Genomic DNA, 19,440 nt, shown 5'->3' with positions numbered 1-19,440 from the left:
GATAAGCGCCCTTCCAGTGAAATGCAATTGGTCAGGGATCACAACCCACCGCGTTCAGCCCGGCGGAAAGGGATCGTTCAGCGGCTCGCCTCCCAGCGGTCAAGGATATATCGGCTGGTCATCAGGTCGAGATGTGCGCCCCCGCCATTCTTGAACAGCGTGATATCGTCGTCGGATTGTCGCGCAAAGGCCGAAAGATCATAATAATCGGCGATCAGGTCGTCGCGGGTGATCACGCCTTCGTCCAGTGGGATTTGGATTTCACCGATATGGCCGATTGTGGTGTCAAAACTATCCACGAATAGGCGCGCGCGCCGGAGTGCGGTATCGTCTGCCTCGCGCATGTCAGGGCGATAGGCCCCGATCATGTTCAGGTGTTGGCCTGGCTGCAGCCAGTCACCTTTGATGACGGGCGTCGAGGACATGGTTGCGGTGATGATGATGTCCGCAGTACGCACCGCCTGTTCCAAATCATCAGCGACCGTGACGCCGGGCTGTTCAAGTGCCAGTGCATCGGCCTTGGCGCGGGTACGGTTCCAGAGTGTGATCTGCGCATCCGGAAAGCCAGCTCTGAAGGCATCACAAAGCCCGCCGCCGACCGTGCCTGTTCCGACGATCAGGATGGATTTGCTGTCCGCGCGTGCGAGCCGTTTCGCCGCAAGCAGGCTGTCGCCCACGGTTTTCCACTTGGTCACAAGGTGAAAGTCGATCAGAGCCGAGATCGTCCCGTCCTTGTCAGAGTAGACGCTGACAGATCCGTTGACCATCGGCGTGCCGCGCTCTAGATTCTGCGGAAATATCGTTGCCGTTTTGACCAAGAGCCCCATGCCGTCGATCCAGGCGGAACGAGACAACAGTGTGTCGGGATCACGATACAGGAAAGTGTCGCCAATCTCGGCCTTGGGCAGATCGTGACCCTGCGCAAGCGCCTCGGTCAGGTCCAGCCAGTCAAGCTGTGCTTCGCCCTCGGCAAAGGGGATGAATGGAATGGTCATGCGGCCTCCGTTGGTGTGAGCAATCCGGCCGCGACCAGACGATCGGACCAGCCTTGCGGGCCTTCAAACAGGTGGGTTTGCCAGCCTCGGCTGTTTGCCATGTCTATGTTGTCGGCACGGTCATCAGTAAAGAGCAGCGCGCCCGGCGCGACCCCACTGTCTGTTTCAACGATCTCATAGATTTGCGGGTCCGGTTTGATCACCTTCAGGTGGCCCGAGATGTAACGCCGGTCAAATTCATGCAGAAACGGATAGTGCGTTGCCGCAAAATCAAAGCTCTCGATGCCAAAATTGGTCAGGGCAAAGACAGGCACGCCCTTGCTGCGCAGGGCGCGTAGCAGGCGGATGGAATGGGGGATTTCCGGCCGGGCCAGTTCGATCCAGCGGTCGTGCCACATGCGGATTTCGTGACCCCATTCCGGATACTCTTCGGCGGTGGCATAGATTGTCTCGGTAAAATGCTCACCCATGTCGACCCGGTCGTTCATGGCGTGCAGATCGACGGAACTGAACATCGCGCGACGGCGGTCGGTGCCGATTTCGCCGTCGTAGAACCGTTCGGGCTGCCATTCGATCAGCACATTGCCGATGTCGAAAACCACGGCTTCTGGTTGCATGTTCATGATCCCTGTTGTGATCGGGCAGCGGCTCTGATCTCGCGTTCCAGCGCGTCCAGAAAACGGGAGCGGTCGGCCTTTGTAAAGCCCTTGCCGCTGCCACCCGCGCCAAGCGGATTGGCGGCACGCAGATCGGCCATCAGGTCACGCATCGCCAGCTGCTGTCCGATATTGGCCTCGGTGAACGCCTCGCCGTTGTGGCGGATCACCCGCGCACCGGTTGCCACGCATTTGGCAGCCAGCGGAATATCACCTGTGACGACAACATCGCCCGTTTTGCACCGGTCCGCGATCCACATATCGGCGGCATCCGGACCCTCGGGCACGATCACCGTTTCCACCAGCGGGTTGGCCGAAGGGCGCAACCCGCCGTTTGACACGACGAACAGACGCAGGCCGTGGCGGGTGGCAACGCGCTCTGCCTCGGCCTTGACCGGGCAGGCATCGGCGTCGATGAAAACCGCGCTCAACGTTCTCAGGCCCAGAGTGCCTGCGCGTGAAAGGTGACGTGGTCTTCGATAAATGACGACACAAAGAAATAGCTGTGGTCATAACCGGGTTGCAGCCGGAAGGTCGCAGGCTGGTGGCGGGTGGCGATGGCATCGGCCAGGGTTTCGGGGCGCAACAGGTCGATGAACTGATCGCTGCTGCCAGTATCGATCAGAACAGGACCGTCAAATCCGGATTTGCGCATCATGATGCTGGCATCGTGGCGTTCCCAAAGGGCTTCGTCGTCGCCGAGGTAGGCGGCGAGTTGCTTGCGCCCCCAGTCCGCACCCGTCGGGTTGCAGATCGGCGAAAAGGCCGAGACCGAGCGGAACCGCCCCGGCAGATTCATCGCCAGCGTCAGCGCCCCGTGGCCACCCATGGAATGCCCGGTGATCGCCTGACGGTTGCCGTCGATGGCGAAATTCTCGGTCAGCAAGGCCGGGAGTTCGTCGGCGATATAGTCCCACATCCGGAAATACGGCGCCCAGGGTTCTTGCGTGGCATTGACATAGAAACCGGCGCCTTGGCCCAGATCATAATCCTCGTGGTCGGCGACCCCGTCGCCGCGTGGTGAGGTGTCGGGAAAGACAAGCGCAATGCCATGATCTGCGGCCCAGGCCTGTGCGCCCGCCTTGGTCATGGCGTTTTCATGGGTGCAGGTCAGCCCCGAGAGATACCAGAGCACTGGCACCGGACCGTCCTTGGCCTCTTCGGGCAAAAACAGACCAAAGGTCATATCGCAGCTACAGGCGGTGGATTTATGGCTGTAAACACCTTGCGTGCCGCCAAAACAGGCGTTTTCCGATACGGTTTGCATAGTGGCTCCCATTACATGTGTTGCGCATCAGCTAGCGGGCATGCCCTGCGCCGTCCAGTGCTCGCAGTAGGGCGCGTACGAATTTGTCAGGCGATTTCCGGTTAGCCGCCGGACATCCACGACATGATGGTGGGCAGGGTCAGGATGCTGATGGCGGTGGAAAACAGGATGGCGGCGGACACACGGTGCGGGGCAATGCCGTAATGCTGTGCGAGCATATAGACGTTTCCGGCAACGGGCATGGCAGCGGCGGAGACGACGATAATTGCCGAGTAGGTATCGAGCGGAAAGAGGATCAGTACGGCGATCCCGACAAAGATCGGATGCAAGATCAGTTTGCAGAATGTCAGCCACAGGGCAACCTCGACCCGTTCGGCGGATTTGCTGGCCAGCGACGCGCCGATGGCAAACAGCGCACCCGGCGTTGCCGCACCGCCCAGAATCGACAGAAAATCATTCATCGGCTCTGGGATGGGCAGTTCCAGGCCCGACCATGTCAGCCCCAGAACGATGGATACGATCATCGGGTTACGCACGAGGCCAAGCGCAATTGTCCGCAGGATCGACAGCGACAGGCGGCCATCGCGCCCACCGTTGATCAGGATGACGATCAGGCTGGAAAACACAATCAGATCGGTCGCGAGAATCAGCATCATCGGGCCGATGGAGGCCTCGCCGAACAGCATCACGAACATTGGTAGCCCGAGGAACCCGACATTGCCGATCACCGCGCATTGCGCCTCGATCGCGGCGGTGGGAACGTCCAGCTTGCGGGTCAGTCCGACGATCGTGGCGATGCAATAGACCACAGCAGTGCCACAGAGATAGCCAAGCACGAGCCGCGCGTTGAATATCTCGGCAAGTTGGAGGTTTGCCGCAAAGCGAAAGATCATCGCGGACAGCGCGAAATAGAATACGAACTTGGTCAGATAGGCGGTGGCTTCTTCGCTGAAAAACCGAATGCGACCAGCCCAGTAACCCAGACCGATGATCGCAAAAAAGGGCAGGGTTCTCAGAAAGATCTCGACCATGTGTCAGGCGTACCGCCAAGCATGGAGCACCGCAAGGGCCACTAGCCCGAGCCGATCAAAATCCCCGCGCCAAGCACCAGCGCACCGCCCAGAACGACCTGAAACGCGGCACGAAAGAATGGCGTCTGCATGTATTTGTTCTGTATCCAGGCAATGGCCCATAGTTCGACAAAGACTATGGCAAAGGCGATGATCGTCGCGGTCCAGAAGTCGGTGATCAGGTAGGGAAGGGCATGGCCCAACCCACCTATGGTGGTCATGACGCCGGATGCCAGTCCGCGTTTTATGGGCGAGCCGCGCCCGGAGATTTCACCGTCATCCGATGCTGCCTCGGTAAAGCCCATCGAGATGCCCGCACCGACCGAGGCGGCAACGCCGACGAGAAAGGTGGTCCAGGTATCCTGTGTTGCGAAGGCGGTCGCAAAGATTGGCGCAAGAGTGGAAACAGATCCGTCCATCAGCCCGGCCAGTCCCGGCTGCACCCAGGTCAGCACGAATTGCCGATGTGCGGTGGCATCCTCGCTCTGGCGGGTGTCGTCGTCGAGGTTCTCGTCGGCCAAATGTAATGCGGTTGCCTGATGTCCGGCCTCTGCAACGGCAAGATCGCCCAGCAGTTCGCGGGTGTCGGCATCCGTGGACCGCGCGGCGGCGGCGAGATAAAAGCGCTCGGCATCCCGCTCCATCATCTCGGCTTCTTCGCGAATGCGATCCAGACCAAGGTTTTCCATCAGCCAGACAGGTCGGCGTGCGTAGTACCCGGCGACATGTTCCCGGCGGATCAGGGGAATGGTATCGCCGAATCTGTGCCGGTGCAGGTCGATCAGACGGGCGCGATGCTGGTCTTCTTCTACTGCCATCCCCTCAAACATCCGTGCGCTCGCCGGGTAATCTGCGCGCAGGGTTTCGGCGTATCCGCGATAGATGCGGGCGTCATCCTCTTCCGATGAGATGGCAAGCGACAGAACCTCTTGTTCAGAGAGATCGCGAAAGCGTTTGCGGTGGGTGAAGAACGGCATTTGGCGCTCACTGATTAGAATCATTCTAAACATAGAAGTGACACCGAGAATGGCAACCGCCCTTGGGAAGGTGGTTGTCGAAACTGAACCGTTTGGTTTAAGTTAGAGAAACTGAATGTACCAAGCGGAGCCTTCATGACTCAGCCAGCAGCCATCGTGCGCACCGGTCGCAAATTCGAACAGGTGGTCAAGGGCGCACGCGACGTATTCCTGGCTGACGGCTTTGAAGGGGCGAGCGTCGATGATATCGCGCGGGCCGCGGGTGTCTCAAAGGCGACGCTGTACAGCTATTTCCCCGACAAGCGTCTGCTGTTCATGGAAGTCGCGACAAACGAATGCAATCTCATGGCGGGCAGGGCGCTGAATTTGATCAACGAAACCGCGCCGCCGCGCGAGGTCTTGACGATTGCCGCTGAACAATTGGTTCCGTTCTTTGTGTCCCCGTTCGCGCAACAGTGTTTTCGCATCTGCGTGGCCGAACGTGAGCGTTTTCCGGAACTGGGGCGCGCATTTTATGCAAATGGCCCGGAAATGGGACGTCAGCAGTTCAGCGCCTATTTCGTCAAGGCGGTCGCGCGGGGTGAACTGATCATTCCAGACGTCGACATGGCCGCCGAGCAGTTTTGCGAGCTGTGTCGGGTCAAACTGTGGGTGCGCGCGGTGTTCGGCATTCAGACCGAATTCAGCCAGTCGGAAATCGATGATGTGGTCAAGAGCGCGGTCGACACATTCCTGGCGCGATACGAGGCGTGACCGCAAGGACGTTGGCGGCCAGCCCTCCGGCATTGAGCGGAAAAGGTCTGACAATCGCATAATCCAAAAGGTTACAACCCTTGGAAGAGTACGTAAATTCAATAATTGACAAAAATAATAAGGTTAAGATAGGTGCGGTGCGAGTGATGCGAGCGAGCGGTCCGCCAGTCAGCATGAATGTGTGATTCCTACTGACTGATCGGAGCGGACCCTTGCCCACAATTCTCAATTTTGATGCATCCACCCTGCGAGGTGGATTTGACATGGAAACCTATCTTGCAGAGTTCTTTGAGCCCCTGACCGGGGACTCGATGGATTTCTATGGCGGGACACCGGACTCGGTTTATGGCTCAACCTACTATCTGAACGGCTCTCAGGTATTGGGGCGCTATACGGATGACACTGATACCAGCGGTGCACAGTCGGCCTCTGCCGTGATCCTTGAAGGGACCGGTATTGCCTATGACTACCTGCACCATGGGTCCTCCTTTGGGCACGGGATCACCGGCGAGGTTGATGCCTTGGTCTTTGGCGAATGGGCTGAGGGGATCACCAGTGGCGAACAAGGCACCGGCGAAGACGGCCGCGTTGCCGATTTCGATGCGGGCCTTCTCGTAGAAGGCTTCTCGCTTGATGTGGCGCCGGGTGGCGGGACGGATGTTGCCACGAACCCGGTCTACGCTCTCTACAAGGCGGTTCAAGAGGCGGACGCCGACGCGCTCTTTGACATCTGGTCGGGATATGCGGTCAACGTCACGGGCGGCTCTGGCGACGACAATTTGGTCGGGTTTGATCTCGCAGATGAGCTGTCTGGCGGTCGTGGCGACGACACTCTGACCGGCGGCGACGGCGATGATACCTTGGTTGGCGGGCATGGCGACGACATCATCTCGGGTGGTCTCGGCACGGATTTCCTGATTGGCGGTGCCGGTAACGACAAACTGACCGGTGGCGCTCAGCGGGATCTGCTGCGCGGCGGTGCAGGGGACGATGTGCTTCAGGGGGGAGAAGGGGCCGACCGCCTGTTTGGCGGTGCCGGGGCCGATGTATTCGAGATTGTCGCCAACAACACCCGCGACGTGATCAGGGATCTCGATGTCGCTGAAGATACGATAGATGTTACCTCGCTTGGTTTGTCGACCCTCGGCGACTTTGCGGCGGTCGAGACCAGCAACTGGACCGAACTTTCTGCGGGTGATGCAAAAATCCGCATGTTCGGTGTGGAGTTGTCCGACCTGTCCGACGACATCTTCTTGTTCTAAGCGCCAAAGAGGCATGGCGGGCGTGCGCTGGTTAACGGTGCAGGGCCCGTCATGCGATAGCAATGCGGTTTCCCATGACAATCACCCGAAATCTGCTCTGGCTGGGCGCTGTGCTGGCGATCCCCGCCAGTGCTCAGGAGGTCGAGCCCTATCTTCTGGACACGATCGACGTGACCGCGGACGTTCCCGAGGCCTTGGCCTGGGACGAAACCGAGATTACCGAAGACCAGCTTGAAACGCAGTTCCAGGGCAGCAACCTGCAAACCATTTTACGCAGTGCGCCGGGCGTCACGGTCCTTGGCGGAGCTGCCGGAGGCGCAGAAACAGCCGTCAATATTCGCGGGCTTCAGGATTATGGCCGGGTCGCGGTCACAGTCGACGGGATGCGCCAGAATTTTGCCCGCTCTGGTCACGACGCCAACGGCACTTTCGCTGTGGATACAGAGATGCTCCGCGAGATTGCCGTTTCCCGTGGACCGGGCGCCAAGGCAGGCGCGATAGGTGGCGCGCTTGAGATGCGAACGGTCGAGGCCGCAGACCTGCTGCCCGTTGATGGCGGGCGTGTCGGCGGCGAGTTTCGACTGCGCTATGGGACACTGTCAGAACAGCCGACCGTGCACGGCGCAATTGCCGGACAGATCAGCGATGCCGCCGATCTGACCCTTGCCGCGACGAGCGCCGAGGTGGGGGATTATACCTCGCCAGACGGGACTTATGTTTATGCCTGGCAGAAAACCCAAAGCGGTCTCGCAACATTGGGGTTCACCGATGAAAACGGCGGGCGGCTGACCTTCAGCGCAAGTCGGTTGGAGATGGATTATTATACCGGCCGCACCTCCGGGCTTCCGCGAGACAACGATCTTCGCACCGACAGCTATTCCCTGGGCTATCAGGCGGACGATGTGTTTGGCGGCTGGGCGATCAACGGCAAGCTCTATGGTATTACGACACAGGTGTCTCAACGGTTGTTGACCGAACAACTGGAACCGACCGGAGTGGACCGATCCTATGATACCGGCACAACCGGTATCCTGATCGAAGGTGCGCGTCTCTTTGCCATCGGGACGACGGATCACGACATCGGGATCACCTTCGAAGGATTTCGCGATACAGTCAAAACCGATGATCCGGCGAACGAGACCCTGACGCCATCGGGCAATCGCGAGATCTGGTCTCTGGCCGTCGAGGATCGCATTTCGATTGGTCGCGCGACTTTGACCTTGGGGTTGAGCGCAGACAGCTACAAACTCGATAGTCCGGACGCCAGAGTGACCGGCGAGGCGCTGTCGCCACGGATAGCGCTGGAACTGCCGGTCAGCCCGGATGTGACATTGCACGCCGGGATGTCGCTGGCGTCCCGCTTTCCATCGCTGAATGAAACGCTGGTCAACGGTGTTCACCCGGAACCTGCCGATTTTCCGATCAGACCAAACCCTGACTTGCTTCCCGAACGCATGCGGTCTTTTGAAGTTGGCATCGGGTACGCCCGACAGGACCTGTTCACTTCCGGTGACAGCCTGCAGGTTCGGGCCACCGGTTATTACAACAAGACTCAGGACTACATCGGTCTGGACCGCGTCGGAGGCTTGTTCAACGGCTATTACCAATACCGGAACATCGATCATGTACGCATTCGCGGTCTCGAACTTGAAGCGTCATACCAGGCGGGTGTGTTCTTTGGTGATCTTGCCGGGCAAATGCTGGATGGGATCGACCTCGCCGATGGGCTTGAGCTTACCCAGGTGCCACCGGATCGGTTGGTCCTGACCACGGGCTATCGCAGTCCGGACGGGCGTCGTGAACTGGGTGCGCGTCTGACGACTGTCGGGACCAAGGAGGGGGGCTCGCTTCCCACGTCCGCCTGGCAGACCGTTGATCTGTTCTATCAGCAGGCGCTTTCCGAGCGGACAACATTTGGTGTTACGCTCAACAACATCTTCAACGAAAACTACACCCCTCATCTCGAGACCCAGCCGTCGCCAGGGTTCAACGCACAGGCGTCTCTGATCGTCCGGTTCTGAGTTCAGGCGCCGCAGAAAGGATATTCCATGGCACTTTCCATCCAGCTGACCGCCAATGCAATCACGGGCGCCGGCGTCGACTTCAACGCCGATCTTGTCGACCATTTTGCAGGGTTCGAACCGTTTCAGACCCCAATTTTCCTGCCGGAAACCGGCGAAACAACCCAGATTCTGCACCTTGATACACCGTCATCCGGCAGTGAAGCGGGCACGCGGGTTGTCCTGCTTGAAGGGGATGATTTCTTGTACACCTTCTCCAACCATACCGTCAGCGGCACTATCGAAACCATCCGCATCGGTACATTGGGCGAGGCCTGGAACCCGGCGACACAAGACCTCGCGCTGGAAAACGGGCTGGTCACGGACATGGGGGACATGATCACCATATCCGGGCTGAACATCGGCAACCCCGTCGGAGTGGCAGGAGAGGTGCATGACATCGTGGCTGGCATGATGGGCGGTGGCCTGAATGGCACCGCCGCCGACCCCACGCCGATCTATGATCACATTTGGGCCGAGGGGCATGATGTCACCGGATCAAACGCAAAAGATCGCTACAAGGGTACTGAATTCGTCGACACAATTCAGGGTGGCGGAGGCAAGGACGTGCTGAACGGTAAGGGTGGTGCAGACACCATTTTCGGCGAAGACGGCGCAGACTGGCTGTATGGCGGAGGAGGCGGCGATACACTGGACGGTGGCAGGGGCGCGGACCGGATAGTCGGCGGTGCCGGAAAAGACACGCAAACGGGTGGCAACGGAGCGGACACATTTGTGTTCTCAAAGCTGTCACATGTGAAGAATGACAGGATTACCGATTTCAAGTCCGGGCAGGGCGACCAGATTGAACTGGAAGGCATTGACGCGCGCACGGATGCCGGGGGCAATCAGACGTTCACCTTTATCGGAAACGCCGCGTTTTCCGCGCAATCGGGCGAGCTTAGAGTGTGGACCAATGGCCAATCGACGTTCGTTGGCGGTGATACGGACGGGGACGGAGATCGCGATTTCCGTATAGAATTATACGGCGTCCACAATCTGACGGTTGATGACTTCATTCTCTAAAGCGAAACAAGTGAGTGCCGCGCGGATTGCATTGTCGCCCGCGCGGTCGCCCCTGTTTGGCGCGACCATCTAGGGGTAGGGCTGCTACTTGTGCTGTGATCCCTGCTTAGCCTGCAACAAAATGGATCCAGGCCCAGACCATCCCGATATATGTCAACTGGTGTAAAGCTTGGTCGATTCCTGCGGCGCGCCAAAAACCTGCGTCACTCGGGCCACATCCGCTGGCCTCGCCATGACGGGCCTTGCCCCAGTCGATATGAAAATGAACAACCCATTCGGCAGCACAGATCGCGACAATAAACACAATCGGCGCGCCGATCAGGAAAAATGCGATAGCCGAGCCGACAGCGTGAACGGCCGCGTGCTGCGCGCGACCAACATGCACATAGACTGCACGATCCGCCAGCATACGCGGGGTCTGCAGGAAGTAGTCGGCAAACATATGCTTTATCTGCAGCAAGCAGAAAAGCAATAAAATCGTACTGGTCACGTCGGACAAATCAGCCTCCTGTCCGTGCTCTCCAACTTCAGCTTAGGACTTTCGCGGTGGCGCTGCAATCATGCTGCGGCCAAAAACCGATGGCTAAATAATTTGCGCCGCAAGGGGTGTGGTTGCTAGGCTTTGAACACTACATCGGGTTGTCGCGGGCAGTTGATATTGGTCGCGTGTACGGAAACACATTTGGATTGCTCAAATAGAACCTACAATTTTTGGTTTCATCTGGAAGTATTCGAAACGCGATCAGCTTGTTCTGTTGGTGGTGACAAGCCTGTTGTTTCCGCTGCTTTACCTGACGCTGGAATTGCCCAAGCGGATCATCAATGACGCCATCGGTGCACAGAGTTCGGTGGTCGATGTATTTGGAATGCAGATTTCACAGGTAATGTTCCTGTGGCTGCTGTGCGGGGCATTTTTGCTGGCGGTCCTTTGCCACGGCCTGCTGAAGATGCGCATAAACACGATGAAGGGTATACTGTCTGAACGGATGCTGCGCCGGTTCCGGTTTCAGATGATCTCGCGCATCATGCGGTTCCCTCAACCCTATTTTGAACGCGTCAGTCAGGGCGAACTGGTTTCCATGGTAACGGCCGAGTCCGAGCCGATGGGCGGTCTTATGGGCGATGCGATCAGCCAGCCGGTTCTGCAAGCCGGACAGATGCTGACAATCCTTGGGTTTCTGTTCCTGCAAAGCTTTTGGTTCGGGCTTGCGGCGGTGGCGCTGATCCCGCTGCAGGCGTGGCTTATTCCGAAACTTCAGCGTGAAATCAATATGTTGAACAAGGATCGGATCAAGGAGGTTCGGGCTCTTGCAAGCATGATTGGCGAAAGCGCCGCCGGGGCTTCGACCCTGCGCAGCAATGGCGGCTGGCGTTATCGGATGGCCGAGATCACCGGGCAATTGGGCCGTCTGTTCGACATCCGGTTTTTGATCTACCAGAAGAAATTCTTCATGAAGTTTCTCAACAACTTCATCACCCAGCTCACGCCGTTCTTTTTCTTTTCGGTGGGTGGCTATCTCGTGCTGCAAGGGTCGGTGTCTTTGGGCGCATTGGTTGCCGCGCTTGCAGCATACAAGGATTTGTCGAGCCCGTGGAAAGAGTTGCTGGCCTACTATAACCAGACTCAGGACATGGCAGTCCGATGGGATGTCATCCTCGAGCGTTTCGCTCCGGACGGCATGGTGAGCGAGACATTGTTTGTCGACCCGCCCGAGAAAATCCCCCACCTGCGCGGCGACTTCGTGTTTGATCGCGTCACAGTGCATGATGTCGACGGCAACACCGTTCTCGAAGACATTTCCGCCACGTTTCCGGCCGGGTCTGTGGTGGGAATCACCGCATCAAGCGCCGAAGATCGCAGGGTCATGGCCGAGTTGATGATCCGCGAATTTGTTCCATCCTCCGGAAAAATCACCATTGGCGATAAAGATCTTTCGACGTTGCATCAGGCGGTGATTGCAACGCGGATTGGGTATGCGAACTCGCAGCCGGTTCTGTTTCGAGGCACGTTCGGGGAAAATGTGATGATGCCGGTCATGGCCGAACCGCATGGGCAAGACACAGACGAGGCACGGTTGCGCGAAGCGATCCGGGCTGGCAACAGTTCTGATCCGTTTGGTGTGGACTGGATGACCCCCTCGATTGCAGAGCTTGAAGACCTGCAGGGGCTGCGCGATTGGTGGCTGAAACTGATCGAAGGAACAGGATCTGAATCAGACCTGTTCCGGCGCGGTGTCGAACAACGTTTTGATGCGAAAGATCACCCCGAGCTGGCGAAACGCTTGATCGAACTGCGTCCAACCGTGCAGGCAGCAGTCCACGATGCCGATCTGGACAAATACGTGTTCCTGTTTGATCCCAAGCGCTATAACCCCGGATTGCCTGTGGGCGAAAACCTGTTGTACGCCACGCCGCGGGTACAGATCACACAGGAATTACTGGCAAAAGAGACCGATTTTCTGGCGCAGCTTAAGGCTCTGCGGCTCGATCAGGATCTGCTGACGCTCAGCCGGGATGTCCTTGACCTGCTACGGCGGACGTTCGGGCTTGATGGCACGGATCACCCGCTGTTTCGGAAACTGGGGCTGAACGTCAAGACTTATGAAACGGCAGTAGAACTGGTCGAACGTACGCGAAAAGGGGGGGCTGACAAACTGACCCCGGCGGAGCTTTCCATCCTTTTGACAGTGCCGTTTCAGATCACAGCGGAGCAGCTGGGGCCGGCATTTCCGGACGAGATCAAGGCCCGCATCCTTGAGCTGCGTCAAAGCCAGTCGCAGAACATGCTAAAGGTGCTTGGTGATCTATTCGCGCCTTTGGACAGCGAACAGTTCGTGCCGGGTCGTACGGTGATCGAGAACGCGCTGTTCGGCAAAATCTCGGAAACGGCCGGCGGCAAGGCGGACGAAGTTCACGATCTCATCACCAAGGTTCTGGCCGAAAACGGGGCCGAGCAATTGGTGGTCGAACTGATCTACGATCTGGATATCGGCCTGGGTGGCGTGAACCTGCCTGCCCTGCTTGCGGAGCCGCTCGCCTTCAGCCGGGCAGCGATCAAGCGTCCGGATATCCTGATCCTGAACAAGGCACTTGCCAGCTATGATATTGCGACCCAGGTCGGCGTGCACAAAAAGCTTCGTGATTTGTTGCCCGAGTCCACGCTGATCTATCTGAACGACAGTTTCGAACGCGAAGATGTGTTCGATCATCATTTCGAGCTGAAACAAGGCCGGATGGTGAGCGATGACATGGAGCTCGACAGCGAGGTCGAAAGCGCCGGGGGGGCCGATCTCGCCCGCAAGCTGCGGGCGCTGGAAGAAACGGATATGTTCGCAGGTCTCAATCGCAAACAACTCAGGCTTTTGGCATTTGGCGCGCGTTGGTACACCGCGACGAAGGGAGAGGTCGTGTTCAACAAAGGTGACGCGCCCAAGGATGGTGCCTATGTGTTGATCAACGGGACTGCAGACCTCTTTCAGCCCCGCTCGGATGATAAAGACGAGCTGATCGCAACCGTTGGACCGGGCGCGCTGGTTGGAGAGCTTGGGTTGATCCGCGACGAGCCACGCGCGCTGAGCATGGTGGCGACATCAGACCTCAAATGTCTGCGGGTCGGTGCCGAAGAGTTCCTTGCCGTCGTCGAAAACGATGCGGCCACGGCATTCAAACTGCTGCAGGTCGTTGCAGGCTATGTAAACAGTTGATCCTACGGATCAATCGTCAGAGCAGAACAGCGAATAGAGCAGCCCGATCACCTGCTCTGTGTTGTCGTCAGACAGCGAGTAATAGATCGTCTTGCCTTCCCGTCGCGTCACAACCAGCCCTTCGTCACGCAACCGTGCGAGCATCTGGCTGACCGCAGCCTGCCGGATGTTCAGCAGAGCTTCCAATTCACCGACCGACCGTTCGCCTTCGCCGAGATGGCACAAGATCATCAGCCGTCCTTCATGCGCGAGTGTCTTGAGATAAGTCGCCGCATCACGGGCGCGGGCTGCCATGTCCTGGGGGAAGCCCTTGGGAAATGAGTTTGCAGTTTGAAGTGTCACGTTAAACATATCCGAAAAATACAGGTTATGCGCAGCATACTGCCTCAAACTGCGGCCCGATGTCACCCCTCTGTGGCAGGTGCGCCGCCCTGGAATGCGTTGCCGTTGACGTAATCGCAGGGGTCTTCCTGCATCTGCAAATGCAAGTCGTCGCCCCGGTAGGGATGCGCGCGCGCCAAGTCCTCGTCAACGTCGATGCCCAGCCCGGGTGCCGTCGGTGGTGTCACAAAGCCGTCCTGCACCGTGATTGCATCCTTGATCAGGGCAGCATGAAATGGGGTCTCTATGGTTTCGGCCATCAGGATATTGGGGATCGATGCCGCCAGTTGGATGTTTGCGGCCCACTCGACGGGACCCGCATAGAGATGCGGTGCTATTTGGGCATTGTAGGCCTCGGCCATCGCCGCGACCTTTTTCATCTCCCATATCCCGCCTGCACGGCCAAGCGCGGGTTGCAGGATCGACGCCGCACCGGATTGCAGCACCGCACCGAACTCTGCCTTGGTGGTCAGCCGCTCGCCGGTGGCGACCGGGATGCGAACGCTGGACGCCACGCGGGCCATTTCAGAGACGTTGTCAGGCGGCACCGGTTCCTCGAACCAGAGCGGCGCGTATGGTTCCAGCGCCTGACCCAGCCGGATTGCGCCCGCCGTGGTGAATTGCCCGTGGGTACCAAAGAGCAGATCGGCCTTGTCGCCGACTGCCTCGCGGATGGCACGGCAAAAGGCGACCGACTGCGAAATGTCGTTCATCGCGGGCATGTGCCCACCGCGCATCGTATAGGGGCCAGCGGGGTCGAATTTCACCGCGGTATAGCCCTGCCTTACCATTTCAGCGGCGGTTTCGGCGGCCTGATCCGGTGAGGTCCAGAAGTCGTTCAGATTATGCTGCGGCAGCGGGTAGAGATAAGTATAGGCGCGGATGCGGTCATTCATCCGCCCGCCGATCAGGGCGTGAACCGGGCGGCCACGGTCCTTGCCCAGAATATCCCAGCAGGCGATCTCAAGACCGGAAAACGCACCCATCACCGTCAGGTCCGGACGTTGCGTAAAGCCAGACGAATAGGCGCGACGGAACATCAATTCGATGTTCTCGGGGTTTTCGTCGCGCATGTGCCGGTCAAAAACGTCGTTGATCACCGCGCGCATCGCCGTTGGTCCGACGGACGAGGCGTAACATTCGCCCCAGCCTGTGATGCCGGTATCGGTGGTCAGTTTGATCAGAATCCAGTATCGCCCGCCCCAACCCGGCGCGGGTGGCGCGGTCACGATGATATCAAGATCACGCAGTTTCATGTGCTGCTCCGTACTATCGGGATCAGTGGCTGGATCAGAACAGGATGACGTTGCGCTTGGCACTGCCGGTCTTGGTATCGGCAATTGCCTCGTTGATCTGATCAAGCGACCAACGGCCTGAAATCAGCTCGTCCAGCTTCAACCGGCCTTGTTGATAAAGATCCACCATCCAGGGAATATCGCGCTGGATGACCGTATCCCCCATCTTGGAACCGATCAGGCCCTGACCCTGATACGACATGCCCATCGGGCTGTATTCGGAATGCGAATCTGCATGAGGCATGCCGATCATGATCGCCTTGCCGCCCCAGCCCAGATATTTCGGCGCGTCGTTATAGGCACCGGCAGCACCAACCGTCACCATGACCGCATCCGCACCGCGCCCGCCCAACGCCTTGTAGGATTTGCGCCAGGGTTTCGGATCACTCGCCAACACACCATGTGTGGCGCCAAACTCCTTGGCGATGTCGAGCTTTTCTTCGGTCATATCCACGGCCACGATGCGCCGCGCCCCGGCAATCCGTGCGCCTTGAATCGCGTTGAGCCCAACGCCGCCTGCGCCGATCACGACGACGTCCTGCCCGGCGCGCAGGTTCGCTGCATTCACAGCGGCACCTACGCCGGTGATGACGCCACATGACAGCAGGCAAGCCGCCTCGCGCGACATGTCGGAAGGGATCTTCACGATCTGGCTGCGGTGAATCACAACCTTTTCGGCAAAGGCGCCACAGGCCATCGCCTGCAGCAAGGGTTCGCTGTCTGCTGTGGTGATCGGCCCTTGCACCCCGTCTGTCGGGTTCTCGCAGATTGTCGGCTTGCCACCCGCGCAGTTTGGGCAGGTGCCGCAGGCGCGGATCAGCGTCACAACCACGGTATCGCCGGTCTGGAACTCTGACACACCATCGCCGAGGGCGGTTATGACGCCGGCCGCCTCGTGCCCGTAGACCGCGGGCAGATGTCCGCCCCACGCGCCCTCAGCATAAGAAATGTCGGAATGGCAGATCGCGACCGCATCAAGCGTCACTTCGACCTCGCCGAAACCCGGATCGGCGAGCCGGATATCTTCGATCACCAATGGCGCGCCAAATTCACGGCACACTGCAGCCTTGATTGTCTGCATGAATATTCTCCCCGTTTCTTGAAAATCACCGTGGACCGGGCCTTTGGTCTCTGCAAGCGGGAATTCCCTATGACGGACCCGAAGTGGTCCGGCTGCGCAGAAAGATTACGAGAGCCAGCACCATGAGGACGAGTGACACGAGAAACGGTGCTCCGGCAAAGTGAATGGGGGCCTCTTCACGGGTAAAGGCCGCAAAGACCGAGGTCATCATCAAGGGCGATACTATCATCGACAATGCGGCGGCACTGGTCAGCACACCCTGCAATTCGCCCTGTGCATCATCCGGCACAGCCTGGGACATGATGCCCTGCAATGCGGGGGTAATTACTGCGCCGAGTGCGGCAATCGGGGTCAACAGGAGTGCGACGGTGCCGTGCGTGACCGCCGCGATCAACCCAAGGGCAAATGTGTCAAACACCAGCCCGTAGACAACGGTGCGCCATTCCCCGAGCCAGCGCAGGATGTAGCGGATCAGCCAACCCTGAACGATGGCCATCGTAATCCCGAACAGCGCCAGCGAAACCCCGATTGTCTGCGGTGTCCAACCAAACCGGGCCTGGGTAAAAAACGACCACACGGCAGGATAGACATAAAAAGCGACGGAATAGATGAAATAGACCGCCAGCAAGCGCCCGATACCGGGTAGCCGTGCGACGCTGACAAAGGCACCAAGCGGATTGGCGCGGGTCCAGTGAAACGGACGGCGGTTTGCCTCGGTCAGGGTCTCGCGCAGGATCAGCCAGCCGAACCCTGCGTTCAAGGCCGCGAGCAGGGCGGCGGCATAGAACGGGGCACGGGTGCCGTATTCGCCCAGCAGCCCGCCGACAAGCGGGCCGAGCACAAAGCCGACACCAAAGCCAGCTCCAATCAGGCCAAAGTTTGCGGCCTTTTCACCGGGTTTGGAAATGTCGGCCATATAGGCGCTTGCGGTGCCGTGGGTCGCGGCGGTGATCCCTCCGATAATGCGCCCGACAACCAACAACCACATCGTGCTGGCCACGGCCATCAGGATGTAGTCGAGCACCATGACGACCAGTGACAACAGCAGTACCGGCCTGCGGCCATAGCGATCAGAGAGGCTGCCCAACAATGGGCTGAAAAGGAACTGCATCACGGCAAATACCGTCGACAGCACCCCGCCCCACAGCGCGGCAGACGCGAGGGAGCCACCCTGCACCTCAAGGATGAGGGCGGGCATCACCGGCATGATCAACCCAATACCAATGGCATCGAGCATGACAGTGATGACAATGAACAAGACGGGCAGTCGCAACGGCTGGGTTCCTGAGCGGCGGATCAGACTGCCCTAAGACCTGCGTGTTGAAAAGTCACGTTTGGATGGCGACACTGCCGTCACGTCAGATGCGATGGCACAAGGCAATGTGACGTTCGCGGCTCCGAACGCTCAGAGGTCTCTTGAAATTTGATCCAGCAAAGCGGCCAGCGCGGCAGGGTCAGCGAAGAACGGAGAATGCGAGGTTGGCAACGCATGCACCCGGTCACGTGGCCAGTCGCGGGTCATTTCGACCTGATACTCCGGAGGGATCGTCTGATCGTTGGTGCAGCGGATATAGGCTTTTGGAACGCGTTCAAAGTTGCTGGTGATCGCCAGCGGAGTCGTCTGGGGCAGGATCGTCTGTGGGCCAAGATGCTTTAGCGCAAAAGCCACGGTTTCATCTGTGCAGTCATTGTAGAACAGGGCAGGGGCCTGTTCTGGGTCTATGGTGAGGGTCAGGCCGTCTGGCGCATGCACCACAGCGGATTGGGTCAGTTGTCGCGGCGCGCGCTTGCGTACATCGGCCATCGACAGCCCCGAGACTGGAACAATGGCGCAGAGAAAGACCAGCCCGCGCATCGCGTCCGGGTTAGCCTCGGCAGCGGCGCTGATCGGATAGCCACCCCAAGAATGCCCGACAACGATGGTGTCCGGATGACTGGCGGCAAGAACCGCATCGCGGCACGCGTCAAGCGTTTGCTCATTGACCGGCGTGGTGTCCTGCCCATGGCCGGGGAGGTCGATCGCTTTGGCAGAATGGCCAAGCGCGGCCAGTTCCGGGATCAGGTCCCGCCAGCACCACGCGCCATGACAAGACCCGTGGACGAGCAGAAAATTGACCTCGCGATCAGACATGGCCAATATCTGCAAGGAATTGTGTCAGCACCCCTGCGTATTCCACAGGGTTCTCGACACAGGGCAAATGCCCCGCGCCTTTCATCAGATGGAATTGCGAACCGGGGATCAGATTGACCGTTTCGCGCACCAAATCGGGAGGTGTTGCGCCGTCCTGATCCCCGGCGATCCCAAGCGTCGGCAGGCGTAAACCGCTGGTCGGCGTAAAGAAATCGGTGCCTGCAATAGCGGCGGAACATCCGGCATAGCCATCGCGTGGTTGGCGGACCAGCATGTTGCGCCAAAGGGCAAGCTCTGGTGTGGCGCGAAATGCCTTGCTGAACCATCGCTCCATGACCGCATCAGCGAGAGACTCAATGCCACCCGCCTTGACCGCATTGATCCGGTCGTTCCACATATCCGCCGTTCCGATCTTGGCGGCGGTGTTGGACAGCACCATGGCGCGCACGAGATCAAGACGCTTTACCGCAAGACCCTGCGCAATCATGCCGCCGATCGAAAGGCCGACAAAGGCACAGTCCCGTATTTCGAGCAGATCAAGCAGCTGTTCGGCGTCCCGCACGAGTGCTCCCATCGAATAGGGCGCGCCGGGGCCGGAAGACAGGCCATGACCTCGTTTGTCATAGCGAATAAACTTCAGGCCCTTGGGCAACAGCGGCAGGATCGGGTCCCACAGCCGCAGATCGGTGCCCAGTGAATTTGAAAAGACGACCGGGGCCCCGTCTGGGTCACCGTCGACACGATAGTGAAGCTGAACATCGCCCAGATCGGCAATCTGCATG

General features: G+C 58.9%; 18 protein-coding genes. 5 read left to right on the top strand and 13 right to left on the bottom strand.

The features are described 5' to 3' along the window. Positions 1-77: 77 nt before the first annotated feature. From ABJO75_RS04640 to mbfA, 6 genes are all read right to left on the bottom strand, one after another. Positions 78-995, bottom strand: coding sequence for an NAD(P)-binding domain-containing protein (locus tag ABJO75_RS04640; protein WP_348131719.1), 918 nt, complete (start codon positions 993-995; stop codon positions 78-80). Further along, on the bottom strand, positions 992-1,612 hold the full coding sequence (locus ABJO75_RS04635; protein ID WP_348131717.1) for an HAD family phosphatase: 621 nt from the start codon (positions 1,610-1,612) through the stop codon (positions 992-994). The genes ABJO75_RS04640 and ABJO75_RS04635 overlap by 4 nt, the downstream gene beginning before the upstream one ends. A gap of 2 nt (positions 1,613-1,614) precedes the next feature. Further along, positions 1,615-2,082, bottom strand: coding sequence for a YaiI/YqxD family protein (locus ABJO75_RS04630; RefSeq protein ID WP_348131714.1), 468 nt, complete (start codon positions 2,080-2,082; stop codon positions 1,615-1,617). A gap of 5 nt (positions 2,083-2,087) precedes the next feature. Then, positions 2,088-2,918 (bottom strand): S-formylglutathione hydrolase, encoded by an 831-nt coding sequence (gene fghA, locus ABJO75_RS04625; protein ID WP_348131711.1) that lies wholly within the window; start codon positions 2,916-2,918, stop codon positions 2,088-2,090. 101 nt (positions 2,919-3,019) lie between these two features. Further along, the gene (locus ABJO75_RS04620) at positions 3,020-3,949 is read right to left on the bottom strand and encodes an AEC family transporter (protein WP_348131708.1); all 930 of its coding nucleotides are present in this window, start codon (positions 3,947-3,949) and stop codon (positions 3,020-3,022) included. A 41-nt stretch (positions 3,950-3,990) separates the two neighbouring features. Continuing rightward, the gene (gene mbfA, locus ABJO75_RS04615; protein ID WP_348131705.1) at positions 3,991-4,965 is read right to left on the bottom strand and encodes an iron exporter MbfA; all 975 of its coding nucleotides are present in this window, start codon (positions 4,963-4,965) and stop codon (positions 3,991-3,993) included. 135 nt (positions 4,966-5,100) lie between these two features. On the opposite strand from mbfA, the gene ABJO75_RS04610 reads away from it, so the two are divergent. The 4 genes from ABJO75_RS04610 to ABJO75_RS04595 all read left to right on the top strand — a co-directional run bounded on the left by ABJO75_RS04610 (position 5,101) and on the right by ABJO75_RS04595 (position 10,066). Further along, complete coding sequence (locus ABJO75_RS04610; protein ID WP_348131702.1) at positions 5,101-5,718, top strand: TetR/AcrR family transcriptional regulator; 618 nt, start codon at positions 5,101-5,103, stop codon at positions 5,716-5,718. Between the two features lie 212 nt (positions 5,719-5,930). Continuing rightward, entirely contained in the window at positions 5,931-6,980 is a 1,050-nt protein-coding gene (locus tag ABJO75_RS04605) for a hypothetical protein (protein ID WP_348131700.1), read from the top strand. A gap of 74 nt (positions 6,981-7,054) precedes the next feature. Further along, a complete protein-coding gene (locus ABJO75_RS04600) occupies positions 7,055-9,001 on the top strand; it encodes a TonB-dependent receptor (RefSeq protein WP_348131697.1) in 1,947 nt (648 codons plus the stop codon). Between the two features lie 27 nt (positions 9,002-9,028). Continuing rightward, positions 9,029-10,066, top strand: a complete 1,038-nt coding sequence (locus tag ABJO75_RS04595) for a calcium-binding protein (protein WP_348131695.1) — start codon at positions 9,029-9,031, stop codon at positions 10,064-10,066. Between the two features lie 106 nt (positions 10,067-10,172). Here the strand turns inward: ABJO75_RS04595 and ABJO75_RS04590 are convergent, their stop codons facing one another. After that, positions 10,173-10,556, bottom strand: a complete 384-nt coding sequence (locus ABJO75_RS04590) for a DUF3307 domain-containing protein (RefSeq protein WP_348131933.1) — start codon at positions 10,554-10,556, stop codon at positions 10,173-10,175. A gap of 217 nt (positions 10,557-10,773) precedes the next feature. Here ABJO75_RS04590 and ABJO75_RS04585 point away from each other — a divergent pair, with 217 nt between their 5' ends. After that, positions 10,774-13,770 (top strand): ABC transporter transmembrane domain-containing protein, encoded by a 2,997-nt coding sequence (locus ABJO75_RS04585; RefSeq protein ID WP_348131930.1) that lies wholly within the window; start codon positions 10,774-10,776, stop codon positions 13,768-13,770. A gap of 9 nt (positions 13,771-13,779) precedes the next feature. On the opposite strand, the gene ABJO75_RS04580 is transcribed toward ABJO75_RS04585, so the two are convergent. From ABJO75_RS04580 to pcaD, 6 genes are all read right to left on the bottom strand, one after another. Then, the gene (locus tag ABJO75_RS04580; protein WP_348131927.1) at positions 13,780-14,064 is read right to left on the bottom strand and encodes a metalloregulator ArsR/SmtB family transcription factor; all 285 of its coding nucleotides are present in this window, start codon (positions 14,062-14,064) and stop codon (positions 13,780-13,782) included. Between the two features lie 110 nt (positions 14,065-14,174). Next, positions 14,175-15,407 carry a mandelate racemase/muconate lactonizing enzyme family protein gene (locus ABJO75_RS04575; RefSeq protein ID WP_348131693.1) on the bottom strand — a complete coding sequence of 411 codons (1,233 nt, stop codon included), beginning with the start codon at positions 15,405-15,407 and terminating at the stop codon, positions 14,175-14,177. Between the two features lie 34 nt (positions 15,408-15,441). Then, positions 15,442-16,527, bottom strand: coding sequence for a Zn-dependent alcohol dehydrogenase (locus tag ABJO75_RS04570; RefSeq protein WP_348131690.1), 1,086 nt, complete (start codon positions 16,525-16,527; stop codon positions 15,442-15,444). Between the two features lie 67 nt (positions 16,528-16,594). Next, positions 16,595-17,800, bottom strand: a complete 1,206-nt coding sequence (locus tag ABJO75_RS04565) for a TCR/Tet family MFS transporter (RefSeq protein WP_348131688.1) — start codon at positions 17,798-17,800, stop codon at positions 16,595-16,597. Between the two features lie 132 nt (positions 17,801-17,932). Next, positions 17,933-18,658, bottom strand: a complete 726-nt coding sequence (locus tag ABJO75_RS04560; RefSeq protein WP_348131685.1) for an alpha/beta fold hydrolase — start codon at positions 18,656-18,658, stop codon at positions 17,933-17,935. After that, positions 18,651-19,439 carry a 3-oxoadipate enol-lactonase gene (pcaD, locus tag ABJO75_RS04555; protein WP_348131682.1) on the bottom strand — a complete coding sequence of 263 codons (789 nt, stop codon included), beginning with the start codon at positions 19,437-19,439 and terminating at the stop codon, positions 18,651-18,653. The genes ABJO75_RS04560 and pcaD overlap by 8 nt, the downstream gene beginning before the upstream one ends. Position 19,440: the final 1 nt, after the last annotated feature.

The organism is Sedimentitalea sp. (assembly GCF_039973035.1).
Taxonomy (GTDB): Bacteria; Pseudomonadota; Alphaproteobacteria; order Rhodobacterales; family Rhodobacteraceae; genus Sedimentitalea.
This window is presented reverse-complemented; position numbering and strand designations above follow the sequence as displayed.

Bases quoted from the DNA above. Each gene is read 5' to 3' on its own strand.
- ABJO75_RS04640 (WP_348131719.1), bottom strand. From the start codon at position 995: ATGACCATTCCATTCATCCCCTTTGCCGAGGGCGAAGCACAGCTTGAC.
- ABJO75_RS04635 (WP_348131717.1), bottom strand. From the start codon at position 1,612: ATGCAACCAGAAGCCGTGGTTTTCGACATCGGCAATGTGCTGATCGAA.
- fghA (WP_348131711.1), bottom strand. From the start codon at position 2,918: ATGCAAACCGTATCGGAAAACGCCTGTTTTGGCGGCACGCAAGGTGTT.
- ABJO75_RS04620 (WP_348131708.1), bottom strand. From the start codon at position 3,949: ATGGTCGAGATCTTTCTGAGAACCCTGCCCTTTTTTGCGATCATCGGT.
- mbfA (WP_348131705.1), bottom strand. From the start codon at position 4,965: ATGCCGTTCTTCACCCACCGCAAACGCTTTCGCGATCTCTCTGAACAA.
- ABJO75_RS04610 (WP_348131702.1), top strand. From the start codon at position 5,101: ATGACTCAGCCAGCAGCCATCGTGCGCACCGGTCGCAAATTCGAACAG.
- ABJO75_RS04600 (WP_348131697.1), top strand. From the start codon at position 7,055: ATGACAATCACCCGAAATCTGCTCTGGCTGGGCGCTGTGCTGGCGATC.
- ABJO75_RS04595 (WP_348131695.1), top strand. From the start codon at position 9,029: ATGGCACTTTCCATCCAGCTGACCGCCAATGCAATCACGGGCGCCGGC.
- ABJO75_RS04580 (WP_348131927.1), bottom strand. From the start codon at position 14,064: ATGGCAGCCCGCGCCCGTGATGCGGCGACTTATCTCAAGACACTCGCG.
- ABJO75_RS04575 (WP_348131693.1), bottom strand. From the start codon at position 15,407: ATGAAACTGCGTGATCTTGATATCATCGTGACCGCGCCACCCGCGCCG.
- ABJO75_RS04570 (WP_348131690.1), bottom strand. From the start codon at position 16,527: ATGCAGACAATCAAGGCTGCAGTGTGCCGTGAATTTGGCGCGCCATTG.
- ABJO75_RS04560 (WP_348131685.1), bottom strand. From the start codon at position 18,658: ATGTCTGATCGCGAGGTCAATTTTCTGCTCGTCCACGGGTCTTGTCAT.
- pcaD (WP_348131682.1), bottom strand. From the start codon at position 19,439: ATGCAGATTGCCGATCTGGGCGATGTTCAGCTTCACTATCGTGTCGAC.